Origin of the sequence: Ensifer sp. 1H6 (assembly GCF_001976035.1) — a bacterium.
GTDB classification, from domain to species: Bacteria; Pseudomonadota; Alphaproteobacteria; order Rhizobiales; family Rhizobiaceae; genus Ensifer; species Ensifer canadensis.
Window position 1 is genome coordinate 35,746 of record NZ_MOAI01000041.1, and the last position, 14,456, is coordinate 50,201.

General features: G+C 57.6%; 13 protein-coding genes and 2 pseudogenes. 8 read left to right on the forward strand and 7 right to left on the reverse strand.

The genetic code is table 11. From position 1 onward, the window contains the following. The first annotated feature begins 8 nt into the window (after positions 1-8). Positions 9-1,124, forward strand: a complete 1,116-nt coding sequence (locus BKP54_RS31120) for an efflux RND transporter periplasmic adaptor subunit (protein ID WP_084815403.1) — start codon at positions 9-11, stop codon at positions 1,122-1,124. Continuing rightward, positions 1,124-4,237: an efflux RND transporter permease subunit gene (locus BKP54_RS31125; RefSeq protein WP_084815404.1), complete on the forward strand. Its 3,114-nt coding sequence runs from the start codon at positions 1,124-1,126 to the stop codon at positions 4,235-4,237. The genes BKP54_RS31120 and BKP54_RS31125 overlap by 1 nt, the downstream gene beginning before the upstream one ends. A 240-nt stretch (positions 4,238-4,477) precedes the next feature. Here the strand turns inward: BKP54_RS31125 and BKP54_RS31130 are convergent, their stop codons facing one another. The 4 genes from BKP54_RS31130 to BKP54_RS31145 form a co-directional block, all read right to left on the reverse strand. After that, complete coding sequence (locus tag BKP54_RS31130) at positions 4,478-4,918, reverse strand: type II toxin-antitoxin system HicB family antitoxin (protein WP_025430991.1); 441 nt, start codon at positions 4,916-4,918, stop codon at positions 4,478-4,480. A 5-nt stretch (positions 4,919-4,923) separates the two neighbouring features. Beyond that, positions 4,924-5,112, reverse strand: coding sequence for a type II toxin-antitoxin system HicA family toxin (locus tag BKP54_RS31135; RefSeq protein ID WP_025430990.1), 189 nt, complete (start codon positions 5,110-5,112; stop codon positions 4,924-4,926). 266 nt (positions 5,113-5,378) lie between these two features. Beyond that, entirely contained in the window at positions 5,379-7,526 is a 2,148-nt protein-coding gene (gene catE / locus BKP54_RS31140; RefSeq protein ID WP_084815405.1) for a catalase C, read from the reverse strand. A 120-nt stretch (positions 7,527-7,646) separates the two neighbouring features. Then, positions 7,647-8,153: a ferritin-like domain-containing protein gene (locus BKP54_RS31145; protein ID WP_084815406.1), complete on the reverse strand. Its 507-nt coding sequence runs from the start codon at positions 8,151-8,153 to the stop codon at positions 7,647-7,649. Positions 8,154-9,244: 1,091 nt separating this feature from the next. Between BKP54_RS31145 and BKP54_RS31150 the strand changes: the two genes are divergently transcribed. After that, positions 9,245-9,511 (forward strand): DUF982 domain-containing protein, encoded by a 267-nt coding sequence (locus tag BKP54_RS31150; protein ID WP_084815407.1) that lies wholly within the window; start codon positions 9,245-9,247, stop codon positions 9,509-9,511. Positions 9,512-9,592: 81 nt separating this feature from the next. Here the strand turns inward: BKP54_RS31150 and BKP54_RS31155 are convergent, their stop codons facing one another. Then, positions 9,593-9,826: a KTSC domain-containing protein gene (locus BKP54_RS31155; protein WP_245317946.1), complete on the reverse strand. Its 234-nt coding sequence runs from the start codon at positions 9,824-9,826 to the stop codon at positions 9,593-9,595. Positions 9,827-9,933: 107 nt separating this feature from the next. Then, positions 9,934-10,350 (reverse strand): DUF3459 domain-containing protein, encoded by a 417-nt coding sequence (locus BKP54_RS31160; protein WP_084815408.1) that lies wholly within the window; start codon positions 10,348-10,350, stop codon positions 9,934-9,936. Between BKP54_RS31160 and BKP54_RS36885 the strand changes: the two are divergent. After that, a pseudogene (locus BKP54_RS36885) lies at positions 10,349-10,683 on the forward strand (PAS domain S-box protein); the annotation flags it as partial. The gene BKP54_RS31160 and the pseudogene BKP54_RS36885 overlap by 2 nt on opposite strands. An 81-nt stretch (positions 10,684-10,764) precedes the next feature. Then, on the forward strand, positions 10,765-11,355 hold the full coding sequence (locus BKP54_RS36890) for an HWE histidine kinase domain-containing protein (protein WP_245317950.1): 591 nt from the start codon (positions 10,765-10,767) through the stop codon (positions 11,353-11,355). Positions 11,356-11,676: 321 nt separating this feature from the next. Here BKP54_RS36890 and BKP54_RS31170 read toward each other — a convergent pair whose 3' ends face one another. Beyond that, a complete protein-coding gene (locus tag BKP54_RS31170) occupies positions 11,677-11,940 on the reverse strand; it encodes a hypothetical protein (protein WP_128090538.1) in 264 nt (87 codons plus the stop codon). A gap of 115 nt (positions 11,941-12,055) precedes the next feature. Here BKP54_RS31170 and BKP54_RS31175 point away from each other — a divergent pair, with 115 nt between their 5' ends. From BKP54_RS31175 to aac(3), 3 genes and pseudogenes are all read left to right on the forward strand, one after another. Beyond that, the gene (locus BKP54_RS31175) at positions 12,056-12,202 is read left to right on the forward strand and encodes a DUF1515 family protein (protein WP_084815410.1); all 147 of its coding nucleotides are present in this window, start codon (positions 12,056-12,058) and stop codon (positions 12,200-12,202) included. 769 nt (positions 12,203-12,971) lie between these two features. Further along, positions 12,972-13,070 (forward strand): annotated as a pseudogene (locus BKP54_RS31185) (BA14K family protein); the annotation flags it as partial. 79 nt (positions 13,071-13,149) lie between these two features. Beyond that, positions 13,150-13,968, forward strand: coding sequence for an aminoglycoside 3-N-acetyltransferase (gene aac(3) / locus BKP54_RS31190; protein ID WP_084815412.1), 819 nt, complete (start codon positions 13,150-13,152; stop codon positions 13,966-13,968). The last annotated feature ends 488 nt before the right edge of the window (positions 13,969-14,456 follow it).

Consider the following 14,456-nt stretch of genomic DNA (forward strand, 5'->3'; position numbering starts at 1 on the left):
AACTTAAAATGAAACGCAAACATGTCCTGACTTTCGTAGGTCTCGTGGCAGCGGCCGGGGCAGCCGGTGCCTTTTTCCTGGCTTTCGAACCCACAAAGTCGGAAGCCGAGGCTGCCGACCCAAGGACTGTTTCACCGTTGGTCAGGGTGGCAGAGGCGACAACGACTGGATCGGCGGAGCGCTCGTTTACCGGAACAGTCGCATCACGAATCCAGAGCAACCTCGGTTTTCGGGTTCCGGGCAAAATCATCGAACGAATGGTGGATGTGGGCCAGCAGGTCAGGCAAGGCCAGGCTCTGATGCGCATTGATGAAACCGATCTCCAGCTCGCGCTGACAGCTAAGCGCAATACGGTCACCGCAGCACGCGCTGTCCTGGTCCAGGCGCAAGCAGACGAGAAACGCTATGCGGTGCTGGTGAAAAATGGCTTGGCAGCCACTCCACAACGTTATGAACAGGCGAAGGCTGCTCTCGACATGGCTGCGGCACAGCTTGCTGCGGCTGAAGCCGATGCAAAGGTCGCAGAAAACGAAGCGGCATATACGGTCTTACTCGCAGACTCGGATGGAACCATCGTCCAGACGCTTGGAGACGCCGGACAAGTCGTGTCAGCAGGCCAGACGGTCGTTCAACTGGCGCAGGCGGGGCCGCGCGAGGCTGTTGTCTGGCTGCCGGAGACGCTGCGGCCCGACATCGGATCCGAAGGACAAGCCACTGTTTATGGAGGCGACGGCCTCAGCGGAAAGGCCAGGCTGCGACAGATTTCCGATTCTGCCGACCCGCAAACCCGGACATACGAGGCGCGTTATGTTCTTGAAGGCGCCGCTGCCTCTGCCCCCCTTGGTTCGACAGTGACGATCAAAATATTGGATGCGGACAGGCAAACGGAGGTCGCTGTTCCAGTCGGTGCTATCCTTGACGACGGCAGCCGGACAGGTGTGTGGGTTGTCAACGGCGCCACGTCCACTGTGAACTTCACGCCTGTTGAGATCAAACGGATCGGCGAGGAGACTGCATTTGTCACCGGCGTCGTGGTTGGTCAACAGGTTGTTGCTCTGGGTGCGCATCTGCTTGAGAATGGCGCGAGCGTCAGGGTTGCCTCGCAGCAAGAGGTGACAAAGTAATGAACTTCAATCTTTCCGCCATCGCAGTTCGCGAACGCGCTGTCACACTGTTCTTCATCGTTCTGTTAGCGGCCGCGGGGGTGTATGCCTTCGTCAAACTAGGCCGCGCCGAGGATCCCTCCTTTACCATCAAGACCTTGACGGTCACGTCGGTTTGGCCGGGCGCCACTGCACGTGAAATGCAGGATCTTGTGGCCGAGCCCCTAGAGAAGCGTATCCAGGAACTCACATGGTACGACCGTGTCGAGACGACAACGCGGCCAGGCTACGCATTCCTCACAGTTACCCTCAAGGACAACACGCCAGCATCTGCCGTCGAAGATGAGTTCTATCAGGCTCGCAAGAAGCTCGGTGACGAAGCCCGAAATCTCCCTCCGGGCGTTATGGGCCCGTTTGTCAACGATGAGTATTCCGACGTGAGCTTCGGCCTTTATGCCCTGAAGGCGAAGGGAATGCCGATGCGCGACCTCGTCCGGCAGGCGGAGGTCATCCGTCAGGATCTCCTGCATGTGCCGGGGGTCAAGAAAATCAACATTCTCGGAGAGCGCCCCGAACAGATCTTCGTCGAATTTTCCTATGCCAAGCTGGCAACGCTCGGAATATCGGCGCAGGATATTGCTGCAACCTTGCAGAGACAGAACACGGTCACACCCGCCGGCTCGATCGACACCCATGGCCCACAGGTCTTCATTCGTTTTGACGGGGCTTACAACAGTGTACAGGCGATTGCCGAAACGCCGATCGTGGCCGCCGGCCGGACGCTGAAGCTCTCCGATCTCGCGGATGTACGGCGAGGCTACGAGGATCCCGCAACCTATATCATCCGGCATGAGGGTGAGCCGACAATCATGCTGGGTGCGGTTATGCAATCGGGTTGGAACGGCCTTGAGCTTGGCAAGGCGCTTGAATCACGATCTGCGGCAATCGCGCAGACATTGCCGCTGGGCATGACTCTCACGAAAGTCAGCGATCAAGCCGTCAACATCGATGAGGCGGTCGGTGAATTCATGCTCAAGTTCGCCATGGCGCTCGGTGTCGTTCTGTTCGTCAGTCTGGTCGCACTCGGTTGGCGCGTCGGCATTGTCGTCGCACTCGCGGTGCCGCTGACGCTGGCCGTCGTCTTCCTGATCATGCTGGAAACCGGCCGGTTCTTCGACCGCATCACGCTCGGCGCGCTGATCCTTGCGCTCGGCCTTCTCGTGGATGACGCCATCATTGCAATCGAGGTGATGGTAGTGAAGATGGAGGAGGGCATGGACCGCATCAAGGCGGCCGCTTATGCCTGGAGCCATACGGCCGCCCCGATGCTTTCCGGCACACTTGTCACAATCATTGGACTGATGCCCGTCGGCTTCGCCAAGTCGACCGCAGGTGAATATGCCGGCAACATCTTCTGGGTCGTGGGCTTCGCCTTGATCGTTTCGTGGTTTGTTGCGGTGATCTTTACGCCGTATATGGGCGTGAAGATGTTGCCTGACATCAAACCGGTCGAGGGTGGACACCACGCCATCTATGATACGCCCAACTATCGTCGCTTGCGCTCCACGATCGAGTTTGCGGTCCGTTATAAAGTCATGACCTGCGCCGTGGTCGGTATCACCATGGCCGTTTCGGTCGTCGGGATGGGCGGCGTAAAACAACAGTTCTTCCCCACATCGGACCGGCCAGAGGTCCTGGTCGAAGTTCGCATGCCTGAGGGTACAAGCATCGAAACCACGACGGCCGCAGTGGAGAAAGTCGAAGACTGGCTGCAAATCCAGCCGGAAACAAAAATCGTCACCAGCTATGTAGGGCAGGGTGCGCCGCGCTTCTTCTTCGCCATGGCACCTGAATTGCCTGACCCTGCCTTCGCCAAGGTCGTTGTGTTGACGCCCGATGCACATGCACGTGAGGATTTGAAGCACCGCCTTCGCGCCGCCATTTCGGAAGGGCTTGTTCCTGAAGCATCTGTGCGTGTAACGCAGCTTGTCTTTGGGCCCTACACGCCGTTTCCGGTCGAGTTTCGGATCATGGGACCGGATCAGGAAGAACTGTACAAGATTTCCGAGCAAGCCTTGGCGATCATGAAGACTGTACCCGACGTCAGACAGGCCAATCGTGATTGGGGCAACCGCACGCCGGTGTTGCGCTTTATTCCGGATCAGGAGCGGCTTAATCTGATCGGTCTTTCACCGTCGGAGGCGGCCCAGCAGATGCAGTTGCTGCTTACAGGGGTCCCCGTCACGCAGGTGCGCGACAACATCCGTAACGTGCCTGTCGTCGCCCGAAGTGCGGGTGAGAACCGCCTCGATCCATCACGGCTGGCAGATTTTTCGCTGATGAGCCGGAATGGCCGCCAGGTTCCACTCGATCAGATCGGGCATTCCGAGATCCGCTTCGAGGAACCGATCCTGAAGCGTCGCGACCGGACGCCCGTCATCACGATCAGATCCGATATCAACGAGGCGACACAGCCCCCGGAGGTTTCGCAGCAGGTCATGAAGGCCCTTCAACCGCTGATCACTTCGCTTCCAGTCGGATACCGCATCGAGATGGGTGGAAATATCGAGGAATCCCTCAAGGCCAACGTCGCTCTGGTTCGGGTCTTTCCGCTTATGATCGCGGCCACCTTGACCGTCATCATCCTGCAGGTCCGCAGTCTGTCGACGATGACAATGGTGATGCTGACCGCACCGCTTGGTCTTGCCGGAGTGGTTCCCACCTTGCTCCTGTTCAACCAGCCATTTGGCTTCAACGCCATTCTCGGGTTGATAGGGCTGGCAGGTATCCTCATGCGCAACACGCTGATCCTGACAGAGCAAATCAAGGAGAACCAGGCGGCCGGTCTTGATGACTATGATGCCGTCATTGAGGCGACGGTGCAGCGGACACGACCTGTCATCCTGACCGCACTAGCAGCGATCCTAGCCTTCATACCTTTGACTCATTCGGTGTTCTGGGGATCGATGGCCTACACCCTGATTGGCGGAACGGCGGCGGGCACCCTGATGATCCTGCTCTTTCTTCCGGCGCTGTACGCTGTTTGGTTCCGGATCAAGCCACCGAAACAAGAGAGCCACCGGGAAACGATCATCGATGAGCCGCAACTCGCTAGGGCAATGGCCGCCGAGTAGGGCACCTCATGCGCAGGACATCCTCTCCGGTTTTTCAGTGGCCACTTCCCATGCTCGCCGGCAGGCGTATGGGAAGTGGATTCTCCGCAAAATCGGAGGCGTCCAGGGAAAGCCAGTTGGTCGGAACCTTCGTGCTGGAGATGTCATGAGTCGCCGTACCCCTAGAGAGATTGACGTTGACCTTTCGCGGCAGACCATCAATGTCTTAGAAGGGTGAGGGAGGCACGGACAGAGTTCCGTTCAGGCCCCTAGCCGCGTCTCTGCATGGAGATCGTTGTAATCGTCGTTTGCGTGTGCGATCTCATGCCTGGCGGCTCGAACCAAGAAGCCTGATCGCGTCAGCCCTTGCGCTTCGGCGAAAGCATCGATCGCCTTTAGGACGTCTTCTGGCAGGGTGATATTTACGCGAACCGCTCTTTTGGCTTCGGTCTTGACGCCAACGAGAATTGCAACACCGTCCAGGTTATCCGCGTTTGCCATCACCGCTTCCAGCGTGGAAGGTTCGGGAATTGCTTCGCCGTCTTCGGCTAGACCTTCAATGTGTAGGGACAAGGCTTCCTCGGCCATAGCTCGCGCATCGTCGAGGTCGGTTCCAGCGGTGATCAGGCCAGGAAAGTCGGGAAAGGACACGCCGTAATCACTGTCGGCATCCTTATGGATCAATCCGATATAATTGCGCATGTTCGTTACCTCAGCTTGAGTCCGGCTTGTTTCTCGATGCTCTTCAACGTTCCGATCGGGATGTCCCTTTTCGGATGTGGAACAGTGACGCGGCCAGGTTTCTCGGGATGCTTGAATTGAACATGGCTGCCCTTGGTGGCAACTTCGTACCAGCCATCCTTTTGCAAGGCCGCAATGATATCACCGCTTTTCATCTTCAGAATGATACACACGAATGTGTATTTCTGCAAGTGCCGCATCGCAACGATCGCGACATCGCCCTTGATCGAAAATGGGCTCGCCGGTTCTCGGTTGGCCAGCAACAAGCGGCGGACGCTTCATGATAGGGGCCCGTTCCCGCTCTATGCCTCGACAGTCGCATAATGTATCGTCAGGAATGTCGAACCAGGCCGCGTGTAGCCAACGCGAGTCTTGTTCGCCAATCCTTACCGTGGTGTTGTTACATGCGCCCCTTGTAGAGTTAAGAGACTGGCGATGATGCCTTGCCTAGCTTTACCGACGGTTCTCGAGCCCAGACGCGCAGTTTGCCGAGGTTGGTGACAAAGGCCGAAAGTCCATCCTCGCCCGGAAGAGCGACAACACCCTCGTCGAGCGCATCGGTGATTCCGGCCTTTTCGAGTAACGGCATCGCCGATGGATCGTATCCAATGAACTTGCAGTGCTGGAAGGCATCGGCCACGAAATCGCGGGCGGTCGCCTCCTTTACTACATCATCGATCGCATCCGCCGAGGTAAGTAAGGCGACGGCGTCGAAGAGAACGGAAGGTCCTCCGTCGATCATGTGATGCGCCTCGATCCAGGTGCCGTCCGAAGCCATAACGCCACCGACCTTCGGAGCGATCAGTTCGCAAACAGCTTTTTCTTTGGTAATCGCCGCCGTCAGACCCTTCAGCAACTTCGCGTCGACGCCATCGGTGATCAGGATTCCGAGCTTGCGGCCCTCGAAACGTTTTGGCCCACGCTCGACAATGCTGAGAGCCGGCGACGGTTCGAGATCCTGACGTGTGGGCCGGGCGGCCTCCGCAGGCTTAGGCATCGACTGGAATCCTAGTTTCTGGGCAACGGTGTTTGCCAGTGTCTCGTCGATATTGAGGAGGTGCGAGACCATGCGTTCACGAATGACCGGCATTTCGACCTTGCTGAGTTCAAACGTCAGGGCTGCCGCGATATGGCGCTGCTCAGGCGGGGTCTGGCTGATGTAGAATTGCCGTGCCTGGCTATAATGATCGGCAAAGCTTTCCGGCCGGAGCCGTACCCTGGTGCCATTCTCTTCGGCCGGGAAGTGGCGATAGCCCTCGATTGGCGACTCCCGCGGACCCTCGTCTAATGAATTGGGCTGGTAGTTCACGCGGCCTACCGGGTTGCGCATCGCCATATGCCCGTCCTGCTGGAAATGCGCGAAGGGACACTTCGGCGCATTGATCGGCAGATGGGTGAAGTTGGGACCGCCTAGCCGCTTCAGCTGTGTATCGAGATAGGAAAAGTTGCGACCCTGCAGAAGTGGGTCGTTGCTGAAGTCGATGCCGGGCGGCACGTTCTGAGTCATGAAGGCGACCTGTTCGGTCTCGGCGAAAAAATTGTCGGGCATGCGATCAAGAACCAGGCGTCCGATGGGCTGGGGCGCCAGGATCTCCTCGGGGATAAGCTTCGTCGGATCAAGCACGTCGAAGTCGAAACTGTCTGCGAATTCTTGATCGAAAAGCTGAACCTGCAATTCCCATTCTGGAAAATTACCCGATTGTATCGCCTGCCAGAGGTCGCGACGATGGAAGTCAGGATCTGCACCATTGATCTTGACCGCTTCGTTCCAGGCGACGGACTGCAGCCCAAGCTTCGGCTTCCAGTGGAATTTCACGAAGGTCGACTCGTCCTTGGCATTGATGAGGCGGAAGGTATGAACGCCGAAACCTTCCATGAACCGGAACGAGCGGGGGATGGCGCGGTCTGACATCACCCACATGATCATGTGCATGCTTTCAGGGGTCAGGCTGATGAAGTCCCAGAATGTATCGTGCGCGGATTGTGCCTGGGGAAAGGCCCGGTCCGGCTCAGGCTTCACCGCATGGATAATGTCGGGGAATTTGATGGCGTCCTGGATGAAAAAGACAGGTATGTTGTTTCCAACGAGGTCCCAGTTTCCTTCGTTGGTGTAGATCTTGACTGCGAAGCCGCGAACGTCCCGTGCCAAGTCGAAGGATCCTTTGCTGCCGGCAACCGTCGAGAAGCGCACGAAAGCCGGTGTCCTCTCACCCGCTCGCTGGAAGAGGTCGGCGCGTGTGTAGGCCGCGAGTGAATCATAGGTTTCAAAAAAGCCGTGGGCGCCATAGCCGCGGGCGTGAACGACGCGCTCTGGGATGCGCTCGTGGTCAAAGTGGAAGATCTTTTCGCGGAAGTGAAAGTCGTCGACAACCAGCGGACCACGGTCACCGATACGCAACGAATTCTGGTCGTCTGCCACGGGGCCACCTTGAGCGGTGGTCAGAAGAGGCGTTTCGCCCTCCGCGGTCTGGTGAAGCTCCCCACCTTCTCCTCGACGCAGCTTCTGATCATGGATTGTCACGGTTTCGCGCTGCTTCGAGGGTGACGTTTCGAGAGATTTCTTGACCATGGGGTGAACTCCAGTGTGCTGATTTGGCTGGGCTGGTGGCCGCGCGCGCGGCTGCCGGCGGCGCCCGTTCCGGAATGAAAAAGCCGCCTGTTAAGGCTGCTTCTCGATATCGAAGTGAGACTACTCGGCGGCCTGCCTGGACGCCTTGGGGTTTGCTGCGGCCTCGCCAAGTGCCGTCAGCTTCTGATCGGTGGCGATCTCTTCCTGGAGGTTTGCGTCGAGGAGAGCGACGGCTCCATCGAGGCCAAGCTGGGCGGCCCATGATTTGAGCGTTCCATACCGGGCAATTTCATAATGCTCGACCGCCTTGGCGGATGAGATCAAGCCAGCATCGAGTGCCGGGCTGTCGCGATATTCTTCCATGATCTCCTCGCCTTCGGCGATGATGCCCTGAATGGCTTCGCACGTCTTGCCGCGAGCTGGTTTTCCGATGATTTCAAAAACCTGCCCAAGCCGCTCAATCTGGCCTTCAGTCTCATCCCGGTGCTTCAGGAAGCCGGCTTTACCTTCTTCAGATCGCGCGGCCCGCGCCATCTTGGGCAGCGCCTTCAGGATCTGTTTTTCCGCGAAATAGATATCCTTGAGCGTATCAAGGAAAAGGTCGTTCAAAGTTTTTTCAGCGGGCATGTCTGGTCTCCGATCGATTTTCAGGGATGGGAAATTACCAAACCTGGAAGATCGGACGACGTTCCGTTACTCGTGAAATAATTGTGTTGGCGCGGTACCGCCGATCTCCCATTCCTGCCAGGTGCGATTGCTGAGAAGGAACATTAGCACTGTGTGCGAGTTTGTCGGATTCAACCCTCTGAGCAACGCATGAGGCTGAGATCGTTTAGGCACTTATAGCCGCGAGTAATGAGGGTGGGAGAAATCTCACCCGGCCAAACTCCAGCATTTTTCTGAACACGCCCTGCCTCAGGTTGCTTGAAGGTGCATTCGAAAAGCCTAGTGCCATCCAGGCTCGCTTTTTTCGCTCTTCGGGAGGAAGTTATGGACGCTGTTGCACTTCCCGTGGATTCGAAGCGGTGGACGGTCGAGAACGCGATACCTGCCTTTTCCGCAAGATCACGGACAGACCATTTTAGGATGGCGCGAGCGGCTCGGTTAGCTTCCGGGGTCAGTTCGGCCATACGACGCTAAGTGCATTCATTATGCCCGCATGGCCGAGTTCCGGCTGATATGTCGGCTTTCGGTCACGCCGCAGCTCGCCATATCAGAACCATCACTAACAGCGAGTGTTGGTGGTTCCTGCCCCCGCGCTATTAGGACCCGCGTGATTAAAGCCGAGTTACGCCAGCGTGTTGGTTGTCCTCTGCGTCCGTTCCGGCAAGCCAAGACCGGAAAGAGAGCAGTTCCGAGTTGATCTCACGCATGGCGTTCAGATCGACAGGTTCTGCACGCAATGCTAGCGCGCAACGCGAGCCATCTCGCGCAGAGGCTCGCCGACGCCAATTATCCTGGCAGAACCATTAATCGGCCCCAGCTTCGCTAACGACTACCCTCCAAGGGAGCATGTTCGGCCCTTGAACTTACGTTCACTGAGAAGTCGCGTGGGCGCTAATCGAATATTGCGCCCTTTGCCCCTTCAAATTCCCGCGAGAGGCGTGCAATCGCGTCGCAAACTTCCTCCGCCGTCCAGCCGACGGATTCTGCACAGATGCCGAGGGAACAACCGCTGGCGTTGCCGGTTTGGAAGAATTCGACAGGGAGATTCGACCATGGCAGAGGATCAGTGGGAACGTGAAGAGCGTTACGGCAACGACAGTGAGAAAACAGAGGTAAAGCAACCCGCACCCTGGAATGAAACAGTTGTCATTCGCTCAGCGCGCGCGGACAATGATGTCCTGGTTGGATCAGCGAGCCAAGCGGCATCGCTCTTGCAGGACAACTGGCCAGGACCCAAGACCAGTCCAGCCTATCAGGCAGCCGTGACCGCGTGCCAGCAGGCTATGAATGGGCACGCACCGGGCTATATCGCAAGGTAGGCCTTCGTCGAAGCGGCGCGCGAGGCAGCACTTCTGCGCTGAGCATCGGTCCGCCGTGTTCGCTCGCGACAGGCGCGTTCCTCAGTTTGTTGGGTCGCCTATCGTAAATACGTAGCGATTGCGGATGAATGTGTTGAAAAACCTGCCTTTTCCAAATGCCAACCGAAAGCTTTCGAAAGTCTCAGGCGGCACTTCGCGGTAATCATAGCGCCTGCCAGAGGGCCGGAGCCAAACAGAGAGGATCCTCGATTGGGGGTCGTATTCGAGTTTATGAATGAGCGTAGAGGGCAATGTTGTCTGTCGCCTCCAGTTCATGCGCTTCGAAACAACTCACTCTCGTTGCTTAAGTTCCCCCCGGGCGGCGTGGCCGTCGTAAGGACCCGAATGGTTGGGATCAAGACAGCCATTCCCCTTCTGACGGATCAGCGGCGACCGTGAGGACAGGATGGCAGCAGGCCGCCCTTTCTCTTCTCACCGTATTGCCAAATCCTATCGCCTCGGTGCGGTGGCACAGGTTGAAGCTCGCTGGAAAGGTTCATTCTGACTTCCAGAACTTTATCGCCAAAATTCCAGTCGATAGCGATGACGCCCTCGGATCCCGAATACACGATCACGCTTTTCGGCGCGCCGATCAGTGGAACGATGTACTTGAAACGGATCCCGATCAGTTCTCGCAGACGGTCGCGGATGGTTTCGGGCCTTCCCGATTTCGTTTCAAGGGGTTGAATCGATGCCGGTCTTGTTGAACCATTGGGAATGATTTTCTGCATGATTTGAGAGTTTGAAATGCGATCCGATGACAATTCCGATATGTCGAGTGGTAGCCCAGCGCCGTCCATGAACGATTTTCCCACAGGACACGATGCTGCAGCGCTATTGACAGCGATTGTCGAGTCTTCAGAAGACGCAATCATTAGCAAGAGCCTCCAGGGCGTGATCACCAGTTGGAACCACGGAGCGCAACGGCTTTTCGGCTATCGCGCCGACGAGGTTATTGGCAAACCTGTCACGATCCTTATTCCCCCAGATAGGCTGGATGAAGAGCTGATAATTCTGGCCCGTCTGCAGGCCGGGAACGTGTCGACCATTTCGAAACCGTCAGACGTCACAAGGACGGCACGTTGCGCGACATATCACTGACAGTTTCACCTATCCGCAATTCGCAAGGCATAATCGTCGGTGCCTCCAAGGTCGCACGTGACATCACAGAGCGAAAACGCAATGCCGAGCGGCAATTGCTGCTGCTGCGCGAAATGCACCACCGAGTGAAAACCTGTTTGCCCTGGCAGGTGGACTGGTCACTCTGGCAGCATGCAGAAACGCCCTCAGCACTTGCGCAATCTCTAAGGGCGCGACTGGGCGCGCTGGCCAGAGCGCACGAGATAACGCTGCCGAACCTCCATGTTGAGGGTGTGCCTGCCCAAAACACCACGACGCTCTTTCGCCTCGTGCAAACCTTGATGGCGCCTTACCAGGAGGATGCCAGTCAAAGAGGTGTTGTGTCAGGCGTCGATATCGACATTGGTGCTGGGAGTTTGACAAGCCTTTCCCTACTTCTGCACGAGTTCATGACCAACGCCGTTAAATATGGCGCGCTCTCTACAGACAAAGGTCAAATCACTGTTGAAAGCGAGCTTACGTCCGGCTTTTTGCATCTGACGTGGCGCGAGATTGGCGGGCCGCCCGTGTCGCCGCCGGATGTCGAACTCGGGTTCGGGACGCGCTTGGAAACGGTGCTGAAGGCCAATCTTGGGTGCCAGATCCTGCGCGAATGGCGGCCCGAAGGTGTCGCGATCCGAGCGGTGTTCCCCGTCGTCGAGATCGACGGCGCAAAGACGATCTGAGAACCTCTTTCGTGGAGTTTGTGGATTCCTCCCCAAACGACGTCACCGATTTCGCGGGAGAGAGACCCGCTAGCCATCCTGGCTGGAAGGGGAGCCTCTTTTCCGAGTGTGTCGGCAACATATGCCCCGCGATCGCCCATACCGCATGCTCAACCCCTCTTGACGAACGGAATATGCCCATTTGCCGCTCCAACGGTTTCATGCCCGTGCGGTGCTGATCGGCCATGCCTTTTATTGGGACCGCTCCTGCAGAAACCAAACCAGGACTCGCGGGGCGCCCGATCGAAACAAGGACAACCAATGTTGCCGGAGCGACAGCGCTTACTTCACCGGGTTCTCCCCGGGGCGGCGGCTTCGGAGAGACACCTGTTTCTCGGCCTCATTTGCAAGCTGTTGGCTGAGTGCTTTGGCTTGTTCGGCAGTAAGGCTGAACTGAAACGCCGAGACGCTTTCAAGATCATGACCGACGCCGAACTCCAAACGAAGAAAAACGTTCGTGTCTTCGTTCAACGGCGTCGCAGTTTTCCAATCAAGGACGGGAGACACCTTCACTTGTCCCGAACCGTCTCTGTTCCAACCATTCATCGCACCAGCCCTCAGTCTAGCGACGCCAATTGGACTGTAATTACTTCAAGATGTCGAGAATGGAGCCGTAGCGGCTTCGTTCTCGGTCACCGATGACGTCTAGCGTTGGGAACTGATGGGTATCGGTGCGCTCGGTGTCACCGGCATTGCGGCGATGGCGCTTGGTGTCAGTTTAGCAGAAGCAATCCGGCGCATCGTATTCGCCGCCTTGGCAAGTCCTGAAAACAAGCGCACGCCCCATCGTGATGGCGCGCGCAACTAAAAGGATGACCTCCGATGGCGGAGGTCATCCTTGCACACGATCCCGACGGATCATCATCTGGATCGCTTGCGCGTGCACTAATATAACAGCAAAAGCCGAAAATTGTTCCCACAGCCCTTTGCGAGGGGCGCTCTGCGATCAGAGATACTCCGCCATTTGCTTCAGCGCCTACCTAGATTGCTGCTGATGTAGCTTTGCTGCATTCGCAGAGGTTTGGCCGCTGTCGTCCAAATCGACCGCCTCGCCGAGAGGTGTAGCTGCGATTGTCTTGATCTGTCGAGCGAGAGCCGCAAGCTTTTTTGCAAGGTACTGTAATTCGATCGGCGAAGCCGCGCCCTCGCGGGTGTCGTTGACGCTAGGTCCGTGCACGGTGTCGTCCTCTCTCCCAAAATCGGAATATAAAGCTACTTCGCAAAACGCGTTCTTATCGCGGTAACACAGCCAGTGGTTTGATTTTACAAAGGTGGCTGTCGCGTTGGCTATCCATCGATCGCCTCGTGTGGGTGGAAGGCTGTCGTTTGCAATTGCGCGGTGTTTGGTTTGCCGCGCACTGTAACAGACCTTACCCCAAGCCGAGCAAAAGCGCGTCCATGATGTACCTGAACGTTTCAGCCGTCGGGCGGACCAGAATGGCTTCGAGGCTAGCGAACCGACCATCAATGATCCGTCCTCGCCTGCTTGAAATGCCGCCTCCGGGCGCCTTCCCAGTCGTAGGTCATCATGGCCTCTCTCGGGCGCGCACGATCGCCGCCACTCTTTGCCCTTCGCTCAGTGATGCTCCGACCGCTATCGTTCCTACGGGGCATACGACAACACGTACCAGCCATTTGTCGGTCCCCGCGAGCAATGCTGGTCACCCTACAATTGACGCCGTCGCGAAAAGCTGATGCCTTGCCGACTGCGTGTTCAATGCGGCAGTCGGTAAACACTAAGGGGTGACCCGATACATGAACGACAGAGCGACAATCACCGGCAACCTTCGAGCGCTCGGCGTTCAGTCCGGCGATCTACTCATGGTGCACGCGTCTCTGAAGGCTATCGGCGCCGTGGAGGGTGGCCCCCGTGCCATCGTCGCATCGCTCCTTGAGGCCGTCGGGCCGAACGGCACCTTAATGGGCTTTGCCTCATGGGATCGATCCCCCTATGACGAGACGCTCAACGGCGCCCGGTTGAGCGAGGAGCGACGCCGGAGGTGGCCGCCGTTCCACCCGGAGACGGCGGGAACATACCGCGGCTTTGGCGTCCTCAACCAATACCTCGTCGAGACGCCGGATGCTCTGCGCAGTGCGCACCCGGATGCATCCATGGTCGCGCTTGGATCGCTTGCAAGAGAGATGATCGAGCCGCATCTTCTTGGACGGGCATTCGGCCAAGGGTCTCCATTGGAGCGCTGTGTCCGGCGGGGCGGAAAGGTGCTGTTGCTCGGTGCTCCCCTGGATGCCGTCACCGTCCTGCACTATGCTGAGGCAATCGCCGAAATTCCAGAAAAGCGCCGCGTGACCTACGAGATGCCGCTTCTCGGCCCGCAAGGCCAAACCATCTGGGCGCATGCGGAAGACTTCGATTCGAACGGCATCCTGGATTGCTTTGCGATCGATGGAGAGCCCGATGCCGTCGAAACGATCGCAGATGCGTATGTCCTCTTGGGCCGGCATCGCGAAGGCCCGGTGGCGAGCGCGCAAAGCTACCTATTCGATGCCGAGGATATAGTCGCATTTGGCATCGAGTATCTCGAGCGGAATTTTGGTGCGGCGGGACGTACCTGATGCTGAAATTCGCCAATGGCGACTGACCCAGATCGAACGTTGCATGTCCGCGAAGTATATGATGCCGGCCGGCGTCCTCTTCCCCGACTGTGGCGTTCATTCGCCTGACGTTCTTGCCGACAAGGTATTTGCCGAAACGATAGCTATGCCTGGACACGTGTCACCGGCATAACCTCGCTGAAATTTCGGAGATTGCATTTTACTGCGGGAAACATCGGGGTCACTGGTTCAAGTCTCATCAAGGCGAGGGATAGGAGACATCCGTGCTGCCGGCTTCCGGTCGTCGAGTGATCTGAACGCCCGAGGAGCGTCAGGAGCGGATACTTGGCCAGTGCGACCCGAGCGTCTCAATTGGGCCGGAGAACGAACCCGCTGCGCGGGAGGGCGTCTGCGGTTGAGGTAGAGGGCACAGGCTGAAGGTTGCGCCTGGATTGAACGTCGTCCGGCAAGGGCGGAGCATGACGAGCTTCTTCAACAAGGGAGCCTGA